Here is a 22,643-nt window from a genome sequence, read left to right as displayed (position 1 = left end):
TGATGAATAAATCTCGGTAGAGTATAGTAGCAATGCATTTATGTAGCTACTAATGAATAATTTAGTTTTGGTTTATACAACTTTTTCAAATTTTGAGGAGGCTAAAACTGTTTCTGAAGAATTGTTAAACGAGAAATTAATTGTATGTGTAAATATATTTCCCGAAGTGAATTCTCTGTATTTATGGGAAGGTAAAATTAGTAATAGTTGTGAAGTAGTGGCAATTATGAAGAGCAGGAATGATCAAGTTGATAAAATTGTAGAAAAAATCGAAGCAATGCATTCTTATGATCAGCCAGCTATTGCTGTGATGCCCATAGAAAAAGCAAATAAATCTTTTACTAATTGGGCTAATAGTGTTATTGATGTAAGTAGTATTGGGGTGTAGCCAAGTGGTAAGGCAGCGGTTTTTGATACCGCCACGCGAAGGTTCGAATCCTTCCACCCCAGCCATATTGAAGTGGGTGTGAAATGATATCACTTTTCTATAAATTAAGATTATTGAATTATATATTAGGTAGTCTAAAAGATATAATTGTGAAACTGTTTCTCTTCACAATGTATCTTTACACATTCAGCATTGTGCTCATGTTTCTCAGCAATGGTTTTTGGTATGCTGTAGAATTTTGCTCTTTCAAAAATGCGTTTTACCGTTTGTTTCAATATTGCAAGTGGTATTATGAAAATAGGGAAGATCTCGGTTACGGAATTTCTATTCGAATATTAGTGGCGTTTCTTACTCCGCATTTTCTCTATAAATTATTACTTGGCACAGGCTGGAAGTCCTTTTTAAAGGAAAAGATAATACAGATACTCAACACAAGAAGAAAAAAGGGTAGTGAGTTCAGTAACAGTAGCAAACCAAGTGGCAGTAGTTATAGTGATAAGAATAATTACAGCAATAACAGTGGTAACAATGAGCGTCAAGCTCAAGATGCAAAGCGAAAAGTAAACATGATAAAGCAGCTATTAATCAAAGATATAGAGGCAACTATAGATAGGAGATTGAATTATATTTTTTTCGGTAAAAGGAGTAAACCTCATTAAGAGGTTGTCCGGAAACAAGTAAAAGGCTATAATATCTGAAATTTTAGTACGGGGTAAAGATGAGAAAAAAGTATCCAACAGATCTAAGCGAAAGGGAATGGGCAAGAATAGAAAAACACTTCAGAGTATCATACAAGAAAGGAGGAAGGCCGCCAAAGTATAGCAAAAGAGAAATATTAGAAGCAATTTTCTATGTATTGCGTACAGGGTGTCAATGGCGGTATTTACCAAATGATTTTCCGCTATGGAAGACTGTGTATGAGCAGTTCAGGCAATGGAAGAAGCAGGGAATTTTTGAGAAAATGAATTATGAAATTACAAAATATAGTAGAAGAAAAATAGGAAGGAATGAGCAGCCGAGTGCCTGTATAGTAGATAGTCAATCTGTAAAGACTACAGAAAAGGGGGGATCAAAGGCTATGATGGAAGTAAAAAAGTAAAGGGTAGAAAAAGGCATATAATTACAGACACTCAGGGTTTTATACTAGGTTGTTACGTAGGCGCTGCTAACGAAAATGATAGAGATGGTATTAAAATAGCATTAAACAATATGAGAACAAAATATACTAAAGTTAAAAAAATGTGGGCTGACATGGGATACCAAGGAAGAAATTTAAAGAATCACATAAAGGAAGAATATGACATAGATATTGAAATTGTTAAAAGGCCTACATGTAGATTTTGGGTGCACAAAGATACGCCACCTGAGCTACTACCAACAAGAGAACAAGGGTTTAAAGTACAGCCAAGAAGATGGGTTGTAGAAAGGACTTTTGCTTGGGTTAATAGGAATAGAAGGCTATCGAAGGAGTATGATTTACTCACAACATCCACTGAGAATTTCATATACCTAGCTATGAGTAGGGTTATGTTAAAGAGGGAATATGCTTGAATTTACTTGTTTCCGGACAACCTCTAAGTATATAAAAAGGCTTTATCTAGTAAGGCTTTTTAAGGTTGGCTGTATTTTATTTTTTACGTATACCGGATCACAATCAGCCAATATACATGTGTGCACAAAATCTTGACTAAAGTCTGACAACCAAGAAATTGCCTTACGTTTTTCTACCAAGCTTTCTGTTTTTTTACAGTTACTTGCTGCATCAATCATTGCCTGCGCTATTACTGATTTCCACAGCAAATAATACCTTTGTATATCATCTGACGTACTATTTGTTTCATAGTGGTTAAAAAATTCTTTAAAATTGAAGTTGTTTGACATAATGATACCTCTTTGGATTGAAATTTGAAATGATTTGAGTTTATGTCGCCACAGCAGATTCCGCTAACACGTAGCGGGATGACGATTGTCAGGGCAGCGCCCCTATGATGTCATTCAAGTAGCTGACACTGGGATCCAGCCTTTCTGCAATCTCATCGAAAACGTTGTAACCACTTTCTATGCTAGTTCGCTTGTGAGCAACCTGGATTCCAGTGTCAAGCACTGGAATGACACCCTTTACGGGCTCTTAAATTGCAACTAATCTAAATATTTAAGAAATTTACCAAACGAAAAAAAAGGCAAAAGAAGCCCTGGGGTTATTATCCGCTTTAAAATATTGGCGTTTTTTATGTTTTAAACGCTTGACAAGCGAAATTCAGCTGCTTTTAATTGCAACTAACTTACGCTGCAAATGTTTAAGAAATTTACTAAGCAGAAAAAAAGACAAAGAATCCCCGAGTTAGCTAGTCTTTTACTATCTCTGTCGAGTATTGGCATTTTTTGATGTCTTGTAACGCTTTATAAGCGAAATTCAGCTGCTTTTAATTGCAACTAACTTACGCTGCAAATGTTTAAGAAATTTACTAAGCAGAAAAAAAGACAAAGAATCCCCGAGTTAGCTAGTCTTTTACTATCTCTGTCGAGTATTGGCATTTTTTGATGTCTTGTAACGCTTTATAAGCGCGTTCAGCTTATTTAGATAAAAATCTAGATGTAGATGAAGTTTTGTAAAGACATACAGTATCTATATACTGCAAAAAATTGAACATAAGACGCCGATACATTAAGTAATCCTTACCTTTTAATCTGCAGATTGGCGAAAGCAAATACAATAGCTTCAGTTTCATGATAAGGGGGCTGGCGAGGTTTGTCAAGGAAGTTTTTTCGTTTCTGCGGGCTACCTGGTTTTCCTACTGAAATTTTGAAAAATGTAATCTACTCCTATATTCAAATATATCAAGCAGTAATTCAAAATCAGCCATTGCGCCTTTTGCGTTATTATACGCGAGATTGAGCAGCTCTTTGTCCTGATATAAATCAGCAAATTTAAATTCCATACATCCTGATTGTTTTGTGCCTAAAATATCTCCACTGCCTCTTAGCATCATATCCCTTTCAGCAATGTAAAATCCATCTTGTGACTCACACATGATCTTTAACTTTGAAGATGAGCTTTTACTTAAATTATCGTATAATAATACACAAAAAGATGGCTTGTTTCCTCGCCCTACTCTGCCTCTTAACTGATGCAATTGTGATAACCCAAATTGCTCTGCATTTTCTATAATCATGATGGTTGCATCTGGCACATCTATACCAACTTCTATCACAGTGGTTGCAACAAGCAGAGAAAATTCATTCCTTTTGAAGGAAAACATAACTTGATCTTTCTGCTCCTGAGTCAATTTTCCGTGTATTATCCCGACTTTATCAAGAAATGGTTTTTGTAATTCCTGAAAACGCATCTCTGCTGCAGCAATATTGGTCTCTTCGTTTTCTTCTATATATGGACAAATCCAATATGCTTTTTCGCCCCTGTTTATAGCACCTTTTAGCTTTTCAATAACATCTGGCACCCTACTAATGTTCATAGTTACAGTTTTTATTGGCAATCTGGATTTTGGTTTTTCTTTCAAAATTGAACATTCAACGTCACCATACATAGCTTGCTGCAAAGTTCTTGGAATGGGAGTTGCAGTAACGAAAAGTATATCGGCATTTTCTCCTTTCCCTACCAAGCGATTTCTCTGCATCACTCCAAATCGCTGTTGCTCGTCTATGACTGCAAGCCCTAAATTTTTAAATGTAACGTTAGCTTGAAATAGTGCATGAGTGCCAATCACTATATTTAAAACACCACTTGCAAGTTCGTTCATGATAATCTTTCTTTCCTTGCGCGAAGTTTTACCAGTAAGCAGCGCAACTTTTATATCGGTACAGGATAAAACTTCCTCAATCCAATTATAATGTTGCTCCGCCAAGATAGTAGTCGGTGCCATTAGAGCTGCCTGCATGTTGTTTTCTACCACATTTATCATCGCAAAAAGTGCAACTACGGTTTTGCCACTACCAACATCACCTTGCAGCAAGCTTATCATGCGATACTTGGATTTTTGTCTCTCTGAGATCTCATCTATTGCACGAGTTTGATCATTTGTTAATTGAAACGACAATTCATTTAAAACTTGCTCTTTGTATTTACTCAATATTATAAATTCTCTTCCCCTTTCTTTCACATGATTTTTTCTTGCAAGTTTCAGCGCTAGCTGATACGCAAACAATTCATCATAAGCAAGCCTTTTTCTACAAACCTCAGCTTCCACCAATGAGCTTGGTCTGTGCAACTTTATGATGCTTTCCCTCCAACTTAACCATTTTTTTTGCTTGATTAATGTATCATCTATCCACTCTGGTAAATCAGGCAATTCCTTTAGATTAGAGCTTATTATGTTCCCAATGCGCTTATTGGTAATGCCACGGCATAATTGGTAAACTGGCTCTATGCAAGCTATTTTTTTAAATTGGTTGATGTCAAGCGACACGTAATCTGGATGAGTAATTTGCCAATGTTCAGCAAATTTTTCGAGTTTGCCACTGATGATCACATTCGCTCCAATTGGAAATAGTTTATATAAATACTTAACTGAGTAATTAAAAAAGACTATGAATATATACTGACTCTCACTTTCAACGACTATTTTATATGGTCTACCTCTAAAAGTGGGCGACTGATGTTCATAAACTTTTGCAATGAAAGTTGTAAATTCTCCAACTCGAGCATCAGATAGTAACTTGCTTCTATCCACATAACTAAGTGGCTTATAAAACAGCAGATCCACCACCTTGTCCCCACCACAAAGTTTAGGCAATATTGCGGAATGGAACTTAGGTATATTCTCCAGCCTGCTATTTAGAAAAATCTGATTGCTCATTGAGATTCATACATGTGTAAAACTGTTATAGAGCCTTTTTAAAATCTTGTCACCTTATGGTCAGGTATGCACTATAGCTAGCACAGCTCTCTAACGTTATACCGCGATTCATTCGCGGTATCTCAGCCGCTAACACGTAACGGAATGACGAATTTGTTGTTTTTAAAATCGTCGGTAAGCCTAAGTTACCCCTAACTATATTTGCTGTCATAGAACTTGCGTTTATATAAAGTATTTTATTGACTTATTAATCATTTTCATGTATTATTATACAGTAGTCTATATTGAGGTACTAATAATGAGTAGCCCTATATCAGAAGAAAAGGAAAATCCAATAGTTACACTAAGAGCTCAAGCAGAAAAGTTTGATTTTAGTAAGTTAAGAGCTGATGAAAAGGATATCTCAGCGAACTCTGGTAAACAGATGTATGAGGATTTTGACAGAATGAATTTTGTTATTAACAAGAAAAATATAGACACAATTTTGATTAAAGCACTAATAAATAGAGATAAAGAAGAATTTGACAAATTTTGGGAAAAGTATTGCGAAGGTCTGAAGGTTTCTAATGATAAAGAAACTGATCGGTATAAAGAGGAAGTTGAAAAATTCTACAATATAGGTAAAGGATATACTAACCTATTACCGAAAGAAGAAGATGAAAATAAGAGTTATCGTGTGTTTGCAAAAGAAGTTTTTAAGGAAATATTTAAATATGCTGAAGCTCAAGTTCCAAGTGATTCTATTTTGGAAGAACTGGTTATCAATTGTAATCAAGCAGGGTACGTAGGTGCATTATACGCTGAAGATAAACCTCTTTTTCATGTAGCTATGGCATATGAGTTAGTTTTCGGTTCTAGTCATACAACACATATTAATTGTAGTGATCCAAGTCATGCAACAATCAGAATTGAAGAAAAAATTGCAGTTTGCACTTTAGCAAAATCAGAAGAAGAATTATGTAAATTGGATAGCTCGCTAGAATTCACACTTAAGTCTCAAGGTGATAAAAATGTAACATATGAAGATGGTAAATTGTCACTTACTGTTCCTAAGAGACTGAAGGACTATAATATAGGTGATAAAAACTTGTTTGACGTTATAAAAGAGTGTTTTCAGAAATTTTGCGAGAGGCTTGGATTTTTTAAAATAAAAATAGAGCATGGTTTAGGCAATCCACTAGAAGTAAGCGACCATCTGGAAAATATGGAACCCCCTATTCATAGTAATGAGCACGGCCTGAATTAAAATATCTTGAGCTTGTTTGCACAATCAATCACTTCAGCATTTAGAAATTGGTTTTTAAACCAGGTATACTGACGTTTCGCGTAGTGTCTTGTGTTTGTTTGAGCAATTTGTATCGCTTCGTCTAAAGTAATCTCACCTTTCAAGTACTTTATAATTTCTGGCACTCCGTGTGCTTTCATAGCTGGCAAATGTGGGGCTAGGTTCATGCTAAGTAGCTTTTTTACTTCATCAATTGCTCCATTTTCAATCATTGTAATGAAACGAGAATTTATTTTTCGGTATACATCTTCACGTTTAGGCAGAATTGTATATATCTTAAAATTATTGAATAAAGGAGGCTGTCTATTCTCTTGCCATACAAAAATTGACTTGCCAGTTTCAGTGATAACTTCAAGTGCCCTTGAAAGGCGGTGCGAGTCATTCATGAACACTTTACCTTGAATCCTTGGATCTTTGCTTAGCGCTAATTTGTAAAACTCCTCTTTACTTAAATTTTTCCTTAATTCGCTTACATTTTTCCTCACTTCCTGACTTATTTGTGGCATTGATGATAAGCCTTTGATTAAACTGCTAATATAGAGCCCACTTCCTCCAGTGATGATAGGTATTTGAGCATTTTCTAATGCGTGATTAACTTCTTTTTCTAAATCCTCTAACCATAGACCCACGGAATAATTTTCTTTTGCTGAAACATAACCATATAGTTTATAAAATTCTTCTTGCTTTGGCGGTTGAGCAGTAATTATGGGAATTTCTTCATATACCTGCTTTGAATCACAATTTATTATACTAATATTTCCATATTTTTCTATCAGGTTATCGCATAATTCTGATTTACCTGAGGCCGTAATTCCTGTAATAATTACTATATTATTTTTCATTTATATTAATTTAATTAACATATGATAAAGTGTAGTAAAAGTTTGGATTCTACAATCTAAAGTTTGGAGATTTTTATGGCAGAAAACAACGACAATAATTCATTTACTAAGCGTTTCACAAACAGGACTCCTGGCGGTACAGGGGAAGGTTTTTCCAGTAAGTATTCGTCTCAAAACACCAAAGAACGGGCATTAGGGGAAAAAGGAAAAATTTCTGAATTAGCAGGCAAAAAAACCGAATCCAAGGAAGCTTTTTCTGAAAGTGGCGGCATAAAAAGTAAAAGCAGAACTGTCAATGAAAGATCTTTTGCTGATGCAACAAAAAGAAGTAGGTCAGATCTTATATACTTAGTCCGTGGTAAAGATCGTGGAAAATCAGCGTGGCATTATGTATTAGTTGATAAAGAGAAAAGAGAAATGTTTCTAGCAAAAAGCAGAACTGGCTCTATAGATGTTGCAGACTATGGAGAGATTTTGTATTCAGGATGGGGAGAGGATCCACCACAGGCAATAATTGATAAAGTCAATGAAGAGTTTGGGTTGTAGCAAATCTGCATAACAAATGGTAAGCTGCGTTGCATTACGTTTACAAAAACTAGCAGTTACTATATAAGATACAGTGCAACAAAACTGATCTAGTTGTTATGAATAAGTTTTTAGCTATATGGTATCTAAAATAATAAATGGAATACAGAACAATTTATTAGTGTGTTTTCCAACAGAAACAGTGTATGCTCTTGCTTGTAATGTACTAGATAATGAATCTATAGGAAAAATATATCAGATAAAGAAACGCTCTCAAAATAAACCACTGTCTATATTTGTTAGTGATATTTACAATTTGACAAAAATAGCAAAGGTAAAGGAAAGATATATTGATTTAATAAACCACTTTTCTCCTGGACCAATTACCTATATTTTACCACTTAAAAACAACAACATATTGCCAAACGAATTCTTTAAAGATAGTATAGGTATCAGAATTCCTGAGCATCCTATTGCAATTTCAATACTAAACAAACTGAAAGTTCCAATAGTTGCAACTAGTACAAATATTTCAGGAAAAGAAAGTGTATGTAAGGCAAACGATATACCACAATCCATTAAGCAACATTTATCTGTAGTGATTGAAGATGACGAACTAGTTTCTGGTATAGAATCTACTATTATTGACTTAACCGAAGATAAGATTAAGGTTTTAAGGGAAGGTGCAATTTCATTACAAACAGTAAACAACGCATTTTCAAACTAAAATCTATAGGAGAAAGAATGAAAAAAGTAATAGGCCACAACCAAGCCAAAAAAAAAATAATGAACAACTTATCTGTTCAGTCTTGGCTGATCTGTGGTAAAAAAGGTATAGGAAAAGCAACACTTGCAAAATCCTTCTCCAATTGGTTACTCATAAAAAACTATAATGAAGTAGCATTGGACTTACACATTGTTGAAGGTGATACTATCGGAATAGAAAAAGTCAGAGAAATGAAAAACTTTCTACACTTAAGTCCCATTCAATCAGAACACAAAATAGCTATAATAGATAGCTTAGAGGCAATGACTAATAACGCTAAAAACGCAATATTGAAAATATTAGAAGAGCCGCCAAAAAATTCTAAGATATTTATAATTAGCCATAAGCCATATGATATACAACCCACTATCTTGTGTAGGTGCTTTCAGCTAAATTTACTCCCATTAACTTATGATGAAACAAAGCAAGTTGCTTCATCTCAATGTAAATTTGATAATCAAACGTTTGACGAAATGATTACTTTATTTCCTGGAATGCCAGGAATGATAATAAATACAATAAGTAGTGATGCTTATGAAGCATACAAATGCTTTTATAAATTTCTTCATGATTTAAAGAATCCCAATATGATTAATAAAGTAATTAATAGCGAAATCGAACTAGAACTAGCATCATATATAATTCAGGCCTTCATTTTAGAAAGCATAAAGAGAGAGGTAAATGGTGTTGAAATTCTGCTAAGTCAGTGGAAAAAAATAGATGAACTTTTCGTTGCCGCAAAGCAACTCCACTTAGATAAAAAGCATGTTTTAGCTAATGTAGTTAATATCATGACATAAGTTTACAAAGTATAATACTTTTAACATAAATTCATGATAAAATTCTGTTAATTTAATACTCGAAGTATATAATTTGACTGATAATAAATTAACTGTATGGCAATCAATAGAAGTTTTGACGAAAGCCATATTGAACATGCAGAAAAAATTAAGCTTAATTAAGAATATAGCTTCAGATCAAGACATAACCCTAGAAAAAGGAAAGGAGTTGTTAAGTGGCATTTATGAAGCAAATTTTAAGCTAAACAAAACAATCAATATAGCTACTTTGCCAAAAATTGGCTATCATATGCTAAATGGTGAGCTTGTTGTACGTAATCATATTACGGAAGAGGAAGTAAAGATTCCTGGAGATTTTCATTACCTTAAAGTCGTAAAATCCGATCATGATAATTATAAATTAACGTTTTGTAATTTTTTAGGTAATGAGTTTTTTGAATATAAAAAGTATGATCCACAATATTCTGGTATTTCAGATGAATATAAATTTGTGGATTTTGGTAGTGTAAAAAAGACTCATAATCTAAAATTTAAGGAATACATTGGTCATGCACCTAAATTTTTTGCTGCAGAAGGGCCTATTGAGCCTGGATCCCAAAACCATGTAATTGATCTATTTGAGCTAGTCAAAAGTGGTAAAGGTAGAAAAGTGGGAACCTTTGCTGATGAATTTGGTTATTTTGATGATCAAAATAAATTACATTATTATAATTATCACAAAAGTGTAGAAAGTAATACTTATGATCCTGAAAATTTCAGTGTAAAAATGATAAATATAGATGTGAGCAAAATCGATAAATTCTACCTCATTGCAGAACAAGGTGATATAATCATTCATCCTATTTGGGAAAATTTAGACATATTTTAAAGTTTTTTTTAGAGTATCTAAGCTTATTGTTATTATAATGATCCGATTAGGTCTGGTAGTATTGTGTTATGGAAGATAAATTGCTTGAATCAGTAAAAAACAAAAGTTATTTCAGTAAAGCAGTCGAATGGTACTGCCATAGGTATCTGTTTTGTGTAGCAGAAAGATCTTGGATGGCATTAATAGTATCGCTTCTCCTAGTATGCTTATGTTTATTAACATTAAACATATACCTGTTATTTCCTATTAAAAAAGATTTAAATTTTGTGAAGTATATGAACCACACAGAAGATGAGTTCTCTGCAATGCATAAGCTTAGTTTCAGTAAAAAGGAAGATGAATACACTTCCACAGCGAGGTACTTAATAAGTAAATACATTGAAATATACGAGTCCATTAAGATCGTTGAACCGAAGTACCAAGAAAATTTTATAAGAAACAATTCTATACATAAAATCTATCAAGGCTTTCAGGAAAAAACGAATAATGAAGCTGGTAATTTGTCTTTATCTAAAAGAAAAATCGCCAACATAAATGTAATAACATTATCTATTGATCGATCGACCAAGGACTTAGTTACATTTGCTGGAAATGCTACTGTAGTTTTTACAACCGAGCAAAATAAGGAGGATACTGTGGAGATTAGCTTCACTTTGTCGAATATAAAAGCAACTCTGGCTGGTATAATACCATTTAAATTTATTGTTAATGGTTATAAATACAGATTTTAAAATATTACTTGGTAGCTAAAAAAAATAACCAAAGTGCACATAGCAGTAATAACTGGAGGTAAAACTAGAAGAATTGGTGTTTTTTTAATAAAGTAATTCTGAGAAGGTTTTAAGAAAAAGGCGTTGTAAATTATCGGTAAAAAGTACAGAGCGTTGAGTATAGTACTAACAATTAACACTAGAGTTACAAACACAGAAAGTATTACATTGCCAGAGTTGAAAACAGCTTGAAAAATGAGAAATTTACCCCAAAAAGTCGGAGCAGGCGGCACCCCTATCATAGACAATGCACCTATAGCAAATGCTGTCATGCTAATTGGCATACTGCGTCCTATACCGTAAATCTTATCTATATATTTCTCACCTGCTCTCGTTATTATTGCTCCGGCAACGAAAAACAAAGTGATTTTTGCAAATGCGTGGCAAACTAATTGAAAAATTGCAACCCTCATGCTGAGATCACTAAAAATTGAAGCGAATAATATAATATACGACAATTGAGAGATGGTAGAGTAAGAGAGCAATTTCTTTAATTCTTTTTGCTTTAGTGCAATCAATGATGCAGTAATAATAGTAAATCCAGCAGTGTACGGAAGCCACCCTCCAGCAAACCAATTTTGCTGCACAAAACGTTGCATGTTATCGACGCCGAAAGTGTATAATATAACTTTTATGATGATGAAAACTCCGGATTTCACAACAGCAACAGCATGCAGTAGTGCGCTTACAGGAGTTGGTGCAACCATTGCTTTTGGTAACCAAAAATGCATTGGCATTAATGCAGCTTTTCCTATTCCGTAAATCAGCATAGCAAAACACACTGCAATGAAAGTGATGAGTGAAGTATCAAATTTGAATATTCCACCGCTTACAAAGTCTAAAGTATGAAATTCATTATATAAAAGGCCTATTGCAGGAAAAAACAATACCAAAGAAGAGAAAAATAGCACGCCAAAGTAATAGCGTCCTGCAATCATTGATTCATTTGTTGAGTTGTAAGTAACCAGAGGGTATGTACTAATAGTTAGAAGCTCATAAAAGACAAATGTAGTGAGCAAGTCTCCAGAAAAAGCAATAAACATTGCACAGCTAATCGATATTGAAAAAAAGCATAGAAAACTTGAGTGATTGCTATCAGCATAGTTATTCTGCATATAACATATTGCATATACACTGGTTAGTATCCATAAAAACGATATTAATAAACTGAATACTACTCCAGTAGACTCTAGCTTTAAACTAATGTGCAAATTATTACCAAAATCCATGAGAATAAATTGAGAATGATCACCATATACCCAATATAAAGTGCACAGACACGTATACGTAAACAGAAGTACAGAAGAAGTGACAGTAATACTATTGTTCACTCCGGGCCATTTACCAGTAAAAAAAATAGCTAACCCACTCAAAAGTGGAATCAATGCAGTAATTAATAAATAATTCTCGGTAATTGAAAATGGTAAGGAAAGAGACGTTAAAACACAGTCCATTAAATAATTCATCTTTTTGTTTAGGTAAAGCTAGAATTATACTAAAATCATAGAAAAACCGCTATGTTTTTTTGGCAAACTAGTTGTTTGTGTATGCTATAGCTATACTGCGATTCATTCCACAACTGTACGAACATTTGTTTTTGTTAAACACAACAAAGATGTCATCCCAGTGCCCTGACTACTTGGATCCAGGAAAGTTTGCTTGTGAGCAAGCAAACTAGCATAGAAAAACGTTTTCGATGAGATTGCAGAAAACCAGTGTCTGGGCACTGGGATGACAAAGGAGGACAGTGTCAAGCACTGACCATTTGCTGTGCAGTTTACCTTTAAAAATGAATGTTCATACAGTAAGCCATAAGATGACAAAAGAGTAAACTTTATCTGTGTGAGCTATAGACGCAAATTACAACAAATGCAGTAGCGTAATCTCCATCGTCACTTAAAGAAAGATGAATTTTGGAGATAAAATCCTTGCTAACGGTAAGATATGGCTTGCCTCTTACATCATTGTATATTTCTATATCTTTCATTGTAATACCCTGACCACTACCTCGTGCTTTAACAAAAGCTTCTTTTGCTGCAAAGCGTTTAGCAAAATACCTTGCTCGCATTTCTTGACTATTATACTTTCTACTTAGCTCTATTTCCTTTTCAGTGTAGATTCTATTGAGAAATTTTTCCCCGTATTTTTGTAATATTCTCAATATTCTTGGTATATATACTATGTCAGTGCCGATACCGTGTATCATTTTGCGCTAAAGTGATTTATTGCTTCCTCAATCTGCATTTCCTTTACCTCTCCAGTTGCTCTATTTTTTACTTCAACTATATTTTCACTTACTGCTTTCTTTCCGACAATTATTTGCCACGGCAAGCCTATCAGATCCATTCTAGAAAATTTTACTCCTACACTCCCTTCCGTATCATCGTAAAGCACTTCATCGCTCTTCAAAGCTTTGTATATTTTATCTGCAGCCTCCGTTACTTTCGTTTGTAAATTGATTAAACCAATTCTGAAAGGAGCTACCTCCTCCGGCCAGATAATTCCCTTATCATCATGAAAAGCTTCTATTATCGCACCAACAAGTCTTGAAACCCCAATGCCATACGAACCCATATGTATATTGACATTTTTTCCATCTTGAGAAGTAACACTTGCCTTCATAGGCTTTGAATATTTGTCGCCAAAATAAAAAATATGCCCTATTTCAATACCTTTACTAACATTTAACTGCTCTTGTGATATGGGGCAAGTCTCAGGATCATGCATATCATCTGCAACTGCGTATATACTCTTTAAACTTTCAATATCTTCACTCTCTAGTAGTTCAGAAAATTTATTGTCATAATATAAAGTGCTCTCACCAGTGTTTGCCAATATATGAAACTCGTGGCTCAAATTTCCTCCAATTGGCCCCGTATCAGCTCGAACTCCAATTGGAGTAAATCCCATGCGTTTGAAGATTTTTATGTAAGTTTTGTACATCAAATTATATGAATTCAGTGCACCTTCGTAATCTACATCAAAACTGTATGCATCCTTCATCAAAAATTCCCTGCCCCTCATAACACCATAACGTGGTCTTACCTCATCACGGAATTTCCATTGAATTTGGTATAAACAAAGTGGCAAATCTTTGTAACTTTTTACCACATCTCTAATTAAATCAGTTGCTATCTCCTCATGCGTTGGACCAAAAAGCATATCTTCCTCATGCCTATCCTTTATGCGTAGCATTTCCTTACCGTAATCATCGTAACGCCCTGATTCTCGCCAAAGACTTGCTGGTTGCACACAAGGCATTAATGCTTCAATAGCACCGGATTTGTTCATTTCATCTCTGATAATATCTTCAATATTCTTAAGCACTAAGAGACCAAGTGGTAACCACGTATAGATGCCAGATGCTATCTGCTTTATTAAACCTGCACGCAAAGAATATTGATGGGAGATAATTTTAGCATGGGCAGGCTTTTCCTTTAGAGTTGGCAGGTAATATTTGGATAAACGCATATAATAGGTCTGATTGTATTAAGTAATCTTAATACAATCAGACCTGTAGGTAAACTTATTTTGAAAAGGAAGGGAAGTGCATGGCTGACCATTTCATAGTTATCATAGTCCTTGTACAACATTTTCCTTTTGGCATCGTAACGCTTTTCCACCAAACTGTGCTATGCGATCCTCAACAGAAAGAGGAGGTGAATCTTGCACCTCATTATCCACTGAGTCAACATTATTTACTTGTGGTGAATCAACACACGAACTTGGCGGTACCGGTGACTCCTCTGTTTCTTGTTCAGGATGTATCGGAGATGTGGCTCTAGATCCTATACCACTGTCAAGACCCCCGCTTCCTTCTTCCTTGCTTGATGGGGAATTTGTGTGTTTTGTCTGCTCCTCTTTTTCCTGTTCTATCTCTTTCTGTTTGTCTTTGCTTTCATCTGTAGTCCAATCTGAATCGCTAATAGAATCAGAATGCTCACTTTCACTATCTGAGAATCGCATGACTGTTACTCTCTCCTTAAGTCTCTTTGTCCAATCTGAATCATTATCATCCGACTTCTTTCTCTCTGCTTGCTCCCTATCTATTCTTGCAGCAAACTCTTCTGGTGTTTCTTTTTTGTCAGTGCCCCCACTACTTTCTAATTTTGCTTTCAATTCATTTGTAAAATTTTGTTGCTGCCCACTCTTTTTAACGTAGTACCTCCTCTTATCTGTTCAAACAGAGTAGAATGATTATTATTCTCAGGTTCACCAGCCTTCTTCGGTGCATCATTCTTAGGTTGCTCCGTACGCTTGGAAGCTGTAAAAAAATGCGGAGGCGGAGGTGGTAGTGCAGCATCTTGTGGCAATGGAGGAGGTGGCGGCGGTGGTACACTGACACTTGTATTTGGTTGTGTACCCAATGTTACTGGAGGCGGTGTAGGAGTAGGCACACTTGATTTATTCTCCAGATTAGTACAATTTTCACACACAAATTTTTGTGGTTCTTCTTTCTTATTGTCAGCTCTAGAAACGGCCAGTCTAATGAGATATATTTTTGAAATCAATGCAACAGCCGTAGAAACAGCAAAAATTGCTAAAGGAACTGCTGCAATAGGACCAGAACCAGAAACTGCTATAATAACATAAGGAAGATATTGACCAGATATGAAACTAAATATAGATAATAATGAAACAGCAATTAAAGGTTTCCATATAGTCTGCTTAGTTTTAGTAAGCTCCTGACTATCTTTTAGCAATGAAGAATTATTGGATATCATCATTTCTTTGCCTCACTTGTTAACGATAATTTAATAATAACCCAATTAATAATTTCTGTCAATAATTAATTATGAAAAACAAAGTTGCAATTTGAATAGATAAGCTATAAGTAATATACGACCAGCAATAGCCATACAATAGACTTCTTGTATAACCCACACTAAGTAGAAAAAAGGTGTCATCCAAGTAGCTTACACTGCTCTCCTTTGTCATTCCAGTGCTTGACACTGGAATGACACCGAAGGGGCTACTGCCGTCTTGGATGGAAACCAGTGTCAGAACTAGTTAACCATGGGGCTTCTTTTGCCTTTTTTTCCATTTGGTAAATTTCTTAAATATTTATGGCTAACATGAAGCTAAGTACGAACTTTGTTAAACATAACAAATGGCACCCTGACAATCGTCATCCAGCTACTTGTTAGCGGCTAAGAGATACCGCGAATGAATCGCGGTATGACGGTTCGTGGCGGCATGATGATAACCTCGTCTCACTGCCATTAAGTTAAGGAAAAAAGATAGATTTTATGGGATAATGATGTATACCAATAAGTTTAAAGGTAGTATGAGTAAAAAAGGCAGTAATAAAATTTATTCAAAATGAATTGGCAAGTCTAGAATTTATAGAATCCCATAAATCATCTTCAAAAGATTTTATGAGAAAGAGGAAGTTATCTTTTATTGACATATTTATCTTAATTTTAAGAAAAAGTGTAAAGTCGCTGCAAGTAATACTAAACGAATTTATTTTATATAGGAAAAAAGACTATACCGTTACTGCTAGTGCTTTTAGTCAAGCAAGAAAAAAAATGAAACACAGTGCATTTTCAGAAATTAACGAAGGTGTGGTTTCCTTGTACTACCAAGACCAAAAATTTAAAACTTGTTTTGGCTTTAGAGTGTTAGCTCTTGATGCCTCCAAAATCATTTTACCAACAAGCGTTGAAATAAAAAATGAATTTGGCTCAAGAAAAATACGTAACCAAAAACCAAAAGATTTAGGTGATTATGCAAGTGCAACCTTTGCGGTTTGTTAAGATGTGCTAAATAATGTTGCCATAAGGTCAGTGTTAGATAGAGGTAACACTCATGAAATTAGAGGTTGTCCGGAAACAAGTAAAAGGCTATAATATCTGAAATTTTAGTACGGGGTAAAGATGAGAAAAAAGTATCCAACAGATCTAAGCGAAAGGGAATGGGCAAGAATAGAAAAACACTTCAGAGTATCATACAAGAAAGGAGGAAGGCCGCCAAAGTATAGCAAAAGAGAAATATTAGAAGCAATTTTCTATGTATTGCGTACAGGGTGTCAATGGCGGTATTTACCAAATGATTTCCCGCTATGGAAGACTGTGTATGAGCAGTTCAGGCAATGGAAGAAGCAGGGAATTTTTGAGAAAATGAATTATGAAATTACAAAATATAGTAGAAGAAAAATAGGAAGGAATGAGCAGCCGAGTGCCTGTATAGTAGATAGTCAATCTGTAAAGACTACAGAAAAGGGGGGATCAAAGGCTATGATGGAAGTAAAAAAGTAAAGGGTAGAAAAAGGCATATAATTACAGACACTCAGGGTTTTATACTAGGTTGTTACGTAGGCGCTGCTAACGAAAATGATAGAGATGGTATTAAAATAGCATTAAACAATATGAGAACAAAATATACTAAAGTTAAAAAAATGTGGGCTGACATGGGATACCAAGGAAGAAATTTAAAGAATCACATAAAGGAAGAATATGACATAGATATTGAAATTGTTAAAAGGCCTACATGTAGATTTTGGGTGCACAAAGATACGCCACCTGAGCTACTACCAACAAGAGAACAAGGGTTTAAAGTACAGCCAAGAAGATGGGTTGTAGAAAGGACTTTTGCTTGGGTTAATAGGAATAGAAGGCTATCGAAGGAGTATGATTTACTCACAACATCCACTGAGAATTTCATATACCTAGCTATGAGTAGGGTTATGTTAAAGAGGGAATATGCTTGAATTTACTTGTTTCCGGACAACCTCTTATAGCTCTTTCCATAAAAGTCCGGATGTGATAGGATAAGGGTAGATGATGATAAGGAGGTTGAATGCCAGCAGCATATAGTTATGATTTAAGAAAAAAAGCAATGGAAGCGCTAGACGAAGGAGAAAGCAGAGAAACAGTGGCAGCAAGATTTAAGATTGGACGAACTACTTTATGGGAGTGGCAGCAAAGAAGAAAAGAAACAGGAGACTTTCAATCAAAAAAACTTGGAAATGGGGGTTACAATCACAAAATTACCGACTGGGATACCTTTGCCAAATTTGCCAGAGAACACGGAGGAAAGACTCTATCGGAAATGGCTAAACTTTGGAACAACGTTAGTATCCAAACGATCTATCGAGCCCTTAAAAAAATTGAATTTACGCGCAAAAAAAGACATATGGATACAAGGAAAGAAACGAAGAAAAACGTGCTGAATTTTTGAAAATTATAGCGACAAAAGAACCTAAAAACTTAGTGTATATAGATGAGTCTGGCATTGATAACACCGAAGACTACCCCTACGGATATTGCCAGAAAGGACAGCGGTTTTATGCCTTAAAATCTGGAAAGAAAACTCAACGAATCAGTATGGTTGCAGCCTTAAGTGGAAGAAAGATAGTTGTTCCGTTAACCTTTGAAGGCCACTGTAATATGGATGTTTTTAATGGATGGTTTGAGCAATTTTTGACACCGATCTTGGAACCTGGACAGACTGTCATTCTTGACAATGCTACTTTTCATAAGTCTGATAAGATTATCGAGCTTGCTAAAGGGGTTGGTGCAGAAATTTTGTATCTGCCGCCTTATTCTCCAGATTTCAACAAAATTGAGCATCATTGGTTTGCTATAAAAAACAGAGCCAGGAAAAACATTCCTCTATTCGAATCCTTTCGTCGTGCTGTTGATTCTGCCTTCCTATGACCTGTTCGGACTATTATGAGAAATGCTATACTTACATTATACTTTCAAGTATGGCGTTTTTTTATTCTAAACGCTTAATAACCGCGATTTAGTTGCTTTTAAGCCGCAACTAATCTAAATTATAAACATTAAGAAATTTACTAAACAGAAAAAAAGGCAAAAGAAACCCTAGGGTAGCTAGTTATTCACTATCCATTTTTTAAATCGGCGTTTTTTGATGTTTTAAATGCTTTATAAGCGCATTTCAGCTTATATTAGGTAAAAACCTAGAAATTTTATAAAGACATAAGATGCACATAGTGCAAAAAATTAAACATGGGACGCCAGATACGTGAGTTTTTTGTCATTTAATCTGTACAGAGAAGATAAATAAATAGCTTCAGTTTCATGATAAGGGGACTGGCAAGGCTTGTCAAGCAAGTTTTTTGCAATATCAGGGGATAATTTCGACCATAAATCCCTATCAATAAATTTTAACAAAAATACTTTAGTGCATTTTCAAATATAAGCATTCCATCGCCATATTTTGGCACAGCAACACCTAAACGCTTGCTCTTTTCTTTTTCAAGGGGCCAATTATCTTGCTGGGTAAAAAATATTCCCCTTTCTGGATGGGGCATTAAAGCTAGCACTCTTCCACTTTTATCTGATAAAGCTGCTAGGTCGTATGTAGATCCATTCGGATTGTAAGGAAATTGTAGGTTAGCATAGTTGCCATTTTTATCAATGTAACGTAATGCGGTGGAATTGCTCTCAATCAATTGGTTCAAAATATCTTGATCCATAAAAAATTTGCCTTCCCCATGAGCAACAGGGAGATATAGTTCACTCAGACCCCGTAGCCAAACAGAATTACTCTGCGGATTAACTCTCACTCTAATCCAGCGGCATTGGTAATTGCCTATATCATTATGGATTAAAGCTAGATTAGAGAACTCTGGAATTAATTTTACTAATATCTGACAACCATTACATATTCCTATAATCAGCTTGTCCTGAGATAAAAACTCTTGAAACTCATCCAACAAGTTGTTTTTAATACGTAAAGCAAACGCATTACCAGCACCAGTGTCATCACCATAGGAAAAACCCCCTGGAATTGCAAGTATATTGCTTAATTTCAGTTCACCTGGATTATCTATGATATCGTTAATGTGAACGATTTTTACTTCAATATTACCAATACCAAGTTTTCTGCTGCATTCCATAAATGCAAATGCAGTTTCTTTTTCGCAATTTAAGCCATAACCAGATAGGACTGTGATTTTCATGAATTGCTAAAAATTAAAAAATTCGAATTTCCTTTTTACAAAATTTGCTACTAAATTTAACGCAAATAACATCAATAATAAAGCTATAATTGCAATAGCAGCAAGTTCAATAAATGCAATTTCAGGACTACTTGACCATATGTATATTTGTACAGGCAGAACAGTCGCCGGATCGAAAAAGGACGTAGGTGTATCAGCAATAAATGCCACCATACCCATCATAAGTAAAGGAGAAGATTCACCTAAAATCCTTGCAATTGCAAGCACAGTACCATGTATTATTCTTGGTAACGCAATCGGTAAAGAGTGATCTAATATCACCTTGATGTGAGGTGCACCGAGCGCAAACGCTGCATCTTTTATCGTAATAGGAACATTCGCAAAGGCATTTTTTGTTGCAATTATAATATTAGGTAACATCATAAATGAAAGAGTCATTCCACCAACAAGTGGTGAAGAGCGTGGTAGCCCAAATATGCCAAGATAGAGAGTTAAGCCCACTACACCAAATATTATTGAAGGTACTGCAGCAAGATTATTTATGCTAATTTCTACAATATTAGTCATTAGCCTATTTTTAGGCATAAATTCGTAAAGACAGATGCCCGACATAATTCCTATTGGTAATGCTAATGCTAGGCACACTATAATTGTCATCAATGAGCCGATAAACGCTCCTAAAATCCCTGCATTTTCAGGTTCACGAGAGTCAGATTTAAGGAATAAAGACTTATTAAAAAATTTTTTCACTCTCCTCTTTTCTTTTAGCCAATCAAGTAATTTAGCATAACGATCATTCAAATGTTTATCTTTATTTATTGAATTAATTATACTTGACGCGGTAAACCAGATCTCATATTCACCACTATCTTTTACTTTCTTACGAAAAAATTTCTCTAGTTCTTTGTAAGAATTACGACTTAAAATTTCGTCACCGTCTTTAAAATCAGTTCCTCCAAACACCTTACGTAAAGAATCGTTGAGTAAGCCAATGGACTTATACCGCAAATCACTAGGATTACTCGCCAAAGTAAGATCAGCATTTATTTCAACTGGCAATAAAATTTTCGTTACTGTTAAGGCACTGTAAGAGTTAACTAATATACTCAACAATATACACACAGGACAGCCAAGTGAGATAACTAGTGCCGTGAAAGAACAAAAGCGTAGCGCTCTGTTCTTTTTATTTTTCCTTTTTATACGAGCATGTACACGCCTTGACTGAAGTAATTTAAGGAATTTTTTCTTTATACTCATTTACTTTTCTTTACACGAGGATTTGAAAAAACTTTCCCCTTTTTTGTCATGCAAGTAGCTGACACTGGGATCCAGCAGGCTTTGCCTGCAAATAATTTTTACATTTTCCATGAAAGCACAAACCAAAAGGAGAATAATGAATGCTGGATCCCAGTGTCGGAGCACTGGGATGACACCACAGCGGGAGGCAAACACAATGTTCGTACAGTTGTGTGTCACGCACTGGGATGACAAGAGAGAGTTCTGAGATGATACAATTGACATCACTCCCTATTGTATCTACTTAAATTTCTTTTTAACATAAGTAGTACGCTCTTTGATCCTTGCAGCTTTTCCAAATAGTTTGCACAGATAATACAGTTTTGCTCTACGAACCTTTCCTTTTCTTGTCACTTGCACTGAAACCAGTGCAGGAGAATAAACAAAAAACTGAGACACTATACTTTCTCCATGGCTCACTTTTCTGACTGCAAAAGAAGAATGTAACCCGCGGTTCCTTTTTGATATACATACACCTTCAAATATCTGTATACGTTCACTTGTACCGTCAACTACTTTAAAAGTGACCTTCAAATCATCGCCAGGACGAAATTCTGGTATTTCTTTAGCTAACACTTGCATTTGCTGTTCGTTAAATTTTTTAAGTAAATTTGTCATTTATCTCTCCATTCAATAATTCAGGCCTACGCTTTTTTGTTATAACATGAGACTGCTTCTGCCTCCAATCACTTATTTTTTTGTGATTGCCAGATAACAAAACCTCAGGTACTTTATATCCCTTCCACTGCTCAGGTCTAGTATATTGAGGATATTCAAGTACACCACCACCATAATTAAAACTTTCTTCAGTAATACTATCGGTATTATTTACTACACCTGGAAGAAGTCTAATGCATGCATCAAGAACCACCATTGCAGCTGGCTCACCTCCTGAAAGTATATAATCTCCAATACTTAACTCATAAGGAGTATACGCATCAATTATCCTTTGGTCAATACCTTCAAATCGACCACACAATATTGTTATATGAGGAAACTCTAATAATTCTCTGGCAATATTCTGATTAAACTTAGTTCCAGATGGAGTCATGTAAATAAACTTAGTGTTTTTATGAACAGAGAGCATACTATCTACTGCATCACCAACTACATCAGAACGCATAACCATTCCTGCTCCACCTCCATATGGAACATCATCCACAGTTGAATGTTTATCTTTCGCAAAAGAACGAATATTTATTACTTCAAGGTTCCATATTTTTTTTTCTAACGCTTTTCCGGCAAGAGAATAGTTCAAAAACCCCGGGAACATTTCTGGGAATATGGTTAATATTGTAACATTGAATGCCATTAAGGTTTATTTTAAGTTATTTGGGGCTATACTCTAAGAATAGTA

Annotated in this window: 24 protein-coding genes, 1 tRNA gene and 1 pseudogene; 14 read left to right on the top strand and 12 right to left on the bottom strand. The window is 35.0% G+C overall.

What is annotated here, in order from left to right:
* Positions 1-52 precede the first annotated feature (52 nt).
* The 4 genes from cutA to OPR52_RS02715 all read left to right on the top strand — a co-directional run bounded on the left by cutA (position 53) and on the right by OPR52_RS02715 (position 1,939).
* A complete protein-coding gene (gene cutA / locus OPR52_RS02730; protein ID WP_006279213.1) occupies positions 53-388 on the top strand; it encodes a divalent-cation tolerance protein CutA in 336 nt (111 codons plus the stop codon).
* A tRNA-Gln gene (locus OPR52_RS02725) sits at positions 379-453 on the top strand. The genes cutA and OPR52_RS02725 overlap by 10 nt, the downstream gene beginning before the upstream one ends.
* Before the next feature lie 201 nt (positions 454-654).
* Entirely contained in the window at positions 655-1,047 is a 393-nt protein-coding gene (locus tag OPR52_RS02720) for a hypothetical protein (protein WP_244263371.1), read from the top strand.
* Between the two features lie 59 nt (positions 1,048-1,106).
* A protein-coding gene (locus OPR52_RS02715) for an IS5-like element ISWpi1 family transposase (RefSeq protein ID WP_265037890.1) occupies positions 1,107-1,939 on the top strand; the annotation gives its coding sequence in 2 pieces (ribosomal slippage) (positions 1,107-1,476 and positions 1,476-1,939; 834 coding nt in all).
* Positions 1,940-1,981: 42 nt separating this feature from the next.
* Here the strand turns inward: OPR52_RS02715 and OPR52_RS02710 are convergent.
* Both OPR52_RS02710 and recG read right to left on the bottom strand, forming a co-directional pair.
* Complete coding sequence (locus OPR52_RS02710) at positions 1,982-2,269, bottom strand: hypothetical protein (protein ID WP_010962862.1); 288 nt, start codon at positions 2,267-2,269, stop codon at positions 1,982-1,984.
* Between the two features lie 911 nt (positions 2,270-3,180).
* Positions 3,181-5,202, bottom strand: a complete 2,022-nt coding sequence (recG, locus tag OPR52_RS02705) for an ATP-dependent DNA helicase RecG (protein WP_264722913.1) — start codon at positions 5,200-5,202, stop codon at positions 3,181-3,183.
* 298 nt (positions 5,203-5,500) lie between these two features.
* On the opposite strand from recG, the gene OPR52_RS02700 reads away from it, so the two are divergent.
* Positions 5,501-6,448, top strand: coding sequence for a hypothetical protein (locus tag OPR52_RS02700; protein WP_265038385.1), 948 nt, complete (start codon positions 5,501-5,503; stop codon positions 6,446-6,448).
* Here the strand turns inward: OPR52_RS02700 and miaA are convergent.
* Positions 6,445-7,329, bottom strand: a complete 885-nt coding sequence (gene miaA / locus OPR52_RS02695) for a tRNA (adenosine(37)-N6)-dimethylallyltransferase MiaA (RefSeq protein WP_264722915.1) — start codon at positions 7,327-7,329, stop codon at positions 6,445-6,447. The genes OPR52_RS02700 and miaA overlap by 4 nt on opposite strands.
* A gap of 75 nt (positions 7,330-7,404) precedes the next feature.
* On the opposite strand from miaA, the gene OPR52_RS02690 reads away from it, so the two are divergent.
* The 5 genes from OPR52_RS02690 (at position 7,405) to OPR52_RS02670 (ending at position 11,019) form a co-directional block, all read left to right on the top strand.
* Positions 7,405-7,875, top strand: coding sequence for a hypothetical protein (locus OPR52_RS02690; protein WP_010082479.1), 471 nt, complete (start codon positions 7,405-7,407; stop codon positions 7,873-7,875).
* A 118-nt stretch (positions 7,876-7,993) separates the two neighbouring features.
* A complete protein-coding gene (locus OPR52_RS02685) occupies positions 7,994-8,581 on the top strand; it encodes an L-threonylcarbamoyladenylate synthase (RefSeq protein WP_265038384.1) in 588 nt (195 codons plus the stop codon).
* Positions 8,582-8,598: 17 nt separating this feature from the next.
* Positions 8,599-9,420 carry an AAA family ATPase gene (locus tag OPR52_RS02680; protein WP_264722917.1) on the top strand — a complete coding sequence of 274 codons (822 nt, stop codon included), beginning with the start codon at positions 8,599-8,601 and terminating at the stop codon, positions 9,418-9,420.
* 73 nt (positions 9,421-9,493) lie between these two features.
* Positions 9,494-10,288, top strand: a complete 795-nt coding sequence (locus OPR52_RS02675) for a hypothetical protein (RefSeq protein ID WP_022626354.1) — start codon at positions 9,494-9,496, stop codon at positions 10,286-10,288.
* A 68-nt stretch (positions 10,289-10,356) separates the two neighbouring features.
* On the top strand, positions 10,357-11,019 hold the full coding sequence (locus tag OPR52_RS02670; RefSeq protein ID WP_010082435.1) for a hypothetical protein: 663 nt from the start codon (positions 10,357-10,359) through the stop codon (positions 11,017-11,019).
* Here OPR52_RS02670 and OPR52_RS02665 read toward each other — a convergent pair.
* The 5 genes from OPR52_RS02665 to OPR52_RS02645 form a co-directional block, all read right to left on the bottom strand.
* Positions 11,016-12,512, bottom strand: a complete 1,497-nt coding sequence (locus OPR52_RS02665; protein ID WP_265038460.1) for a proton-conducting transporter transmembrane domain-containing protein — start codon at positions 12,510-12,512, stop codon at positions 11,016-11,018. The genes OPR52_RS02670 and OPR52_RS02665 overlap by 4 nt on opposite strands.
* 380 nt (positions 12,513-12,892) lie before the next feature.
* Complete coding sequence (locus OPR52_RS02660; RefSeq protein ID WP_010082456.1) at positions 12,893-13,264, bottom strand: holo-[acyl-carrier-protein] synthase; 372 nt, start codon at positions 13,262-13,264, stop codon at positions 12,893-12,895.
* A complete protein-coding gene (gene proS / locus OPR52_RS02655; protein ID WP_022626352.1) occupies positions 13,261-14,529 on the bottom strand; it encodes a proline--tRNA ligase in 1,269 nt (422 codons plus the stop codon). Before proS ends, OPR52_RS02660 begins: the two co-directional genes overlap by 4 nt.
* Positions 14,530-14,631: 102 nt before the next feature.
* The gene (locus OPR52_RS02650; protein ID WP_265038383.1) at positions 14,632-15,177 is read right to left on the bottom strand and encodes a hypothetical protein; all 546 of its coding nucleotides are present in this window, start codon (positions 15,175-15,177) and stop codon (positions 14,632-14,634) included.
* The gene (locus tag OPR52_RS02645) at positions 15,174-15,782 is read right to left on the bottom strand and encodes a hypothetical protein (protein WP_265038382.1); all 609 of its coding nucleotides are present in this window, start codon (positions 15,780-15,782) and stop codon (positions 15,174-15,176) included. The genes OPR52_RS02650 and OPR52_RS02645 overlap by 4 nt, the downstream gene beginning before the upstream one ends.
* A gap of 582 nt (positions 15,783-16,364) precedes the next feature.
* Between OPR52_RS02645 and OPR52_RS02640 the strand changes: the two are divergent.
* The 3 genes and pseudogenes from OPR52_RS02640 to OPR52_RS02630 form a co-directional block, all read left to right on the top strand.
* A pseudogene (locus OPR52_RS02640) lies at positions 16,365-16,877 on the top strand (transposase); the annotation flags it as partial.
* A gap of 60 nt (positions 16,878-16,937) precedes the next feature.
* Positions 16,938-17,770, top strand: a protein-coding gene (locus OPR52_RS02635) for an IS5-like element ISWpi1 family transposase (RefSeq protein ID WP_265037890.1) whose coding sequence is annotated in 2 segments (ribosomal slippage) — positions 16,938-17,307 and positions 17,307-17,770 — 834 coding nt in all. Because the reading frame shifts where the segments join, the coding sequence is not laid out codon by codon here.
* A gap of 89 nt (positions 17,771-17,859) precedes the next feature.
* Positions 17,860-18,719, top strand: a protein-coding gene (locus tag OPR52_RS02630) for an IS630 family transposase (RefSeq protein ID WP_265037751.1) whose coding sequence is annotated in 2 segments (ribosomal slippage) — positions 17,860-18,184 and positions 18,184-18,719 — 861 coding nt in all. Because the reading frame shifts where the segments join, the coding sequence is not laid out codon by codon here.
* 473 nt (positions 18,720-19,192) lie between these two features.
* Here OPR52_RS02630 and OPR52_RS02625 read toward each other — a convergent pair.
* Positions 19,193-19,990 (bottom strand): phosphoribosylformylglycinamidine synthase subunit PurQ, encoded by a 798-nt coding sequence (locus OPR52_RS02625; RefSeq protein WP_182319642.1) that lies wholly within the window; start codon positions 19,988-19,990, stop codon positions 19,193-19,195.
* 6 nt (positions 19,991-19,996) lie between these two features.
* On the bottom strand, positions 19,997-21,247 hold the full coding sequence (pstA, locus tag OPR52_RS02620) for a phosphate ABC transporter permease PstA (protein WP_265038381.1): 1,251 nt from the start codon (positions 21,245-21,247) through the stop codon (positions 19,997-19,999).
* A gap of 109 nt (positions 21,248-21,356) precedes the next feature.
* Here pstA and OPR52_RS02615 point away from each other — a divergent pair, with 109 nt between their 5' ends.
* Positions 21,357-21,494, top strand: coding sequence for a hypothetical protein (locus OPR52_RS02615; protein ID WP_264723931.1), 138 nt, complete (start codon positions 21,357-21,359; stop codon positions 21,492-21,494).
* Positions 21,495-21,526: 32 nt separating this feature from the next.
* Here OPR52_RS02615 and rplS read toward each other — a convergent pair whose 3' ends face one another.
* Both rplS and trmD read right to left on the bottom strand, forming a co-directional pair.
* Positions 21,527-21,904: a 50S ribosomal protein L19 gene (gene rplS / locus OPR52_RS02610; protein WP_264723190.1), complete on the bottom strand. Its 378-nt coding sequence runs from the start codon at positions 21,902-21,904 to the stop codon at positions 21,527-21,529.
* Complete coding sequence (trmD, locus tag OPR52_RS02605) at positions 21,888-22,598, bottom strand: tRNA (guanosine(37)-N1)-methyltransferase TrmD (RefSeq protein WP_151807826.1); 711 nt, start codon at positions 22,596-22,598, stop codon at positions 21,888-21,890. Before trmD ends, rplS begins: the two co-directional genes overlap by 17 nt.
* Positions 22,599-22,643 lie beyond the last annotated feature (45 nt).

The organism is Wolbachia endosymbiont (group A) of Hylaeus communis, from assembly GCF_947251915.1.
GTDB classification, from domain to species: domain Bacteria; phylum Pseudomonadota; class Alphaproteobacteria; order Rickettsiales; family Anaplasmataceae; genus Wolbachia; species Wolbachia pipientis.
This window is presented reverse-complemented; position numbering and strand designations above follow the sequence as displayed.

Bases quoted from the DNA above. Each gene is read 5' to 3' on its own strand.
- cutA (WP_006279213.1), top strand. From the start codon at position 53: ATGAATAATTTAGTTTTGGTTTATACAACTTTTTCAAATTTTGAGGAG.
- OPR52_RS02710 (WP_010962862.1), bottom strand. From the start codon at position 2,269: ATGTCAAACAACTTCAATTTTAAAGAATTTTTTAACCACTATGAAACA.
- recG (WP_264722913.1), bottom strand. From the start codon at position 5,202: ATGAGCAATCAGATTTTTCTAAATAGCAGGCTGGAGAATATACCTAAG.
- OPR52_RS02700 (WP_265038385.1), top strand. From the start codon at position 5,501: ATGAGTAGCCCTATATCAGAAGAAAAGGAAAATCCAATAGTTACACTA.
- miaA (WP_264722915.1), bottom strand. From the start codon at position 7,329: ATGAAAAATAATATAGTAATTATTACAGGAATTACGGCCTCAGGTAAA.
- OPR52_RS02690 (WP_010082479.1), top strand. From the start codon at position 7,405: ATGGCAGAAAACAACGACAATAATTCATTTACTAAGCGTTTCACAAAC.
- OPR52_RS02685 (WP_265038384.1), top strand. From the start codon at position 7,994: ATGGTATCTAAAATAATAAATGGAATACAGAACAATTTATTAGTGTGT.
- OPR52_RS02680 (WP_264722917.1), top strand. From the start codon at position 8,599: ATGAAAAAAGTAATAGGCCACAACCAAGCCAAAAAAAAAATAATGAAC.
- OPR52_RS02670 (WP_010082435.1), top strand. From the start codon at position 10,357: ATGGAAGATAAATTGCTTGAATCAGTAAAAAACAAAAGTTATTTCAGT.
- OPR52_RS02665 (WP_265038460.1), bottom strand. From the start codon at position 12,512: ATGGACTGTGTTTTAACGTCTCTTTCCTTACCATTTTCAATTACCGAG.
- OPR52_RS02660 (WP_010082456.1), bottom strand. From the start codon at position 13,264: ATGATACACGGTATCGGCACTGACATAGTATATATACCAAGAATATTG.
- proS (WP_022626352.1), bottom strand. From the start codon at position 14,529: ATGCGTTTATCCAAATATTACCTGCCAACTCTAAAGGAAAAGCCTGCC.
- OPR52_RS02645 (WP_265038382.1), bottom strand. From the start codon at position 15,782: ATGATATCCAATAATTCTTCATTGCTAAAAGATAGTCAGGAGCTTACT.
- OPR52_RS02625 (WP_182319642.1), bottom strand. From the start codon at position 19,990: ATGAAAATCACAGTCCTATCTGGTTATGGCTTAAATTGCGAAAAAGAA.
- pstA (WP_265038381.1), bottom strand. From the start codon at position 21,247: ATGAGTATAAAGAAAAAATTCCTTAAATTACTTCAGTCAAGGCGTGTA.
- OPR52_RS02615 (WP_264723931.1), top strand. From the start codon at position 21,357: ATGAAAGCACAAACCAAAAGGAGAATAATGAATGCTGGATCCCAGTGT.
- rplS (WP_264723190.1), bottom strand. From the start codon at position 21,904: ATGACAAATTTACTTAAAAAATTTAACGAACAGCAAATGCAAGTGTTA.
- trmD (WP_151807826.1), bottom strand. From the start codon at position 22,598: ATGGCATTCAATGTTACAATATTAACCATATTCCCAGAAATGTTCCCG.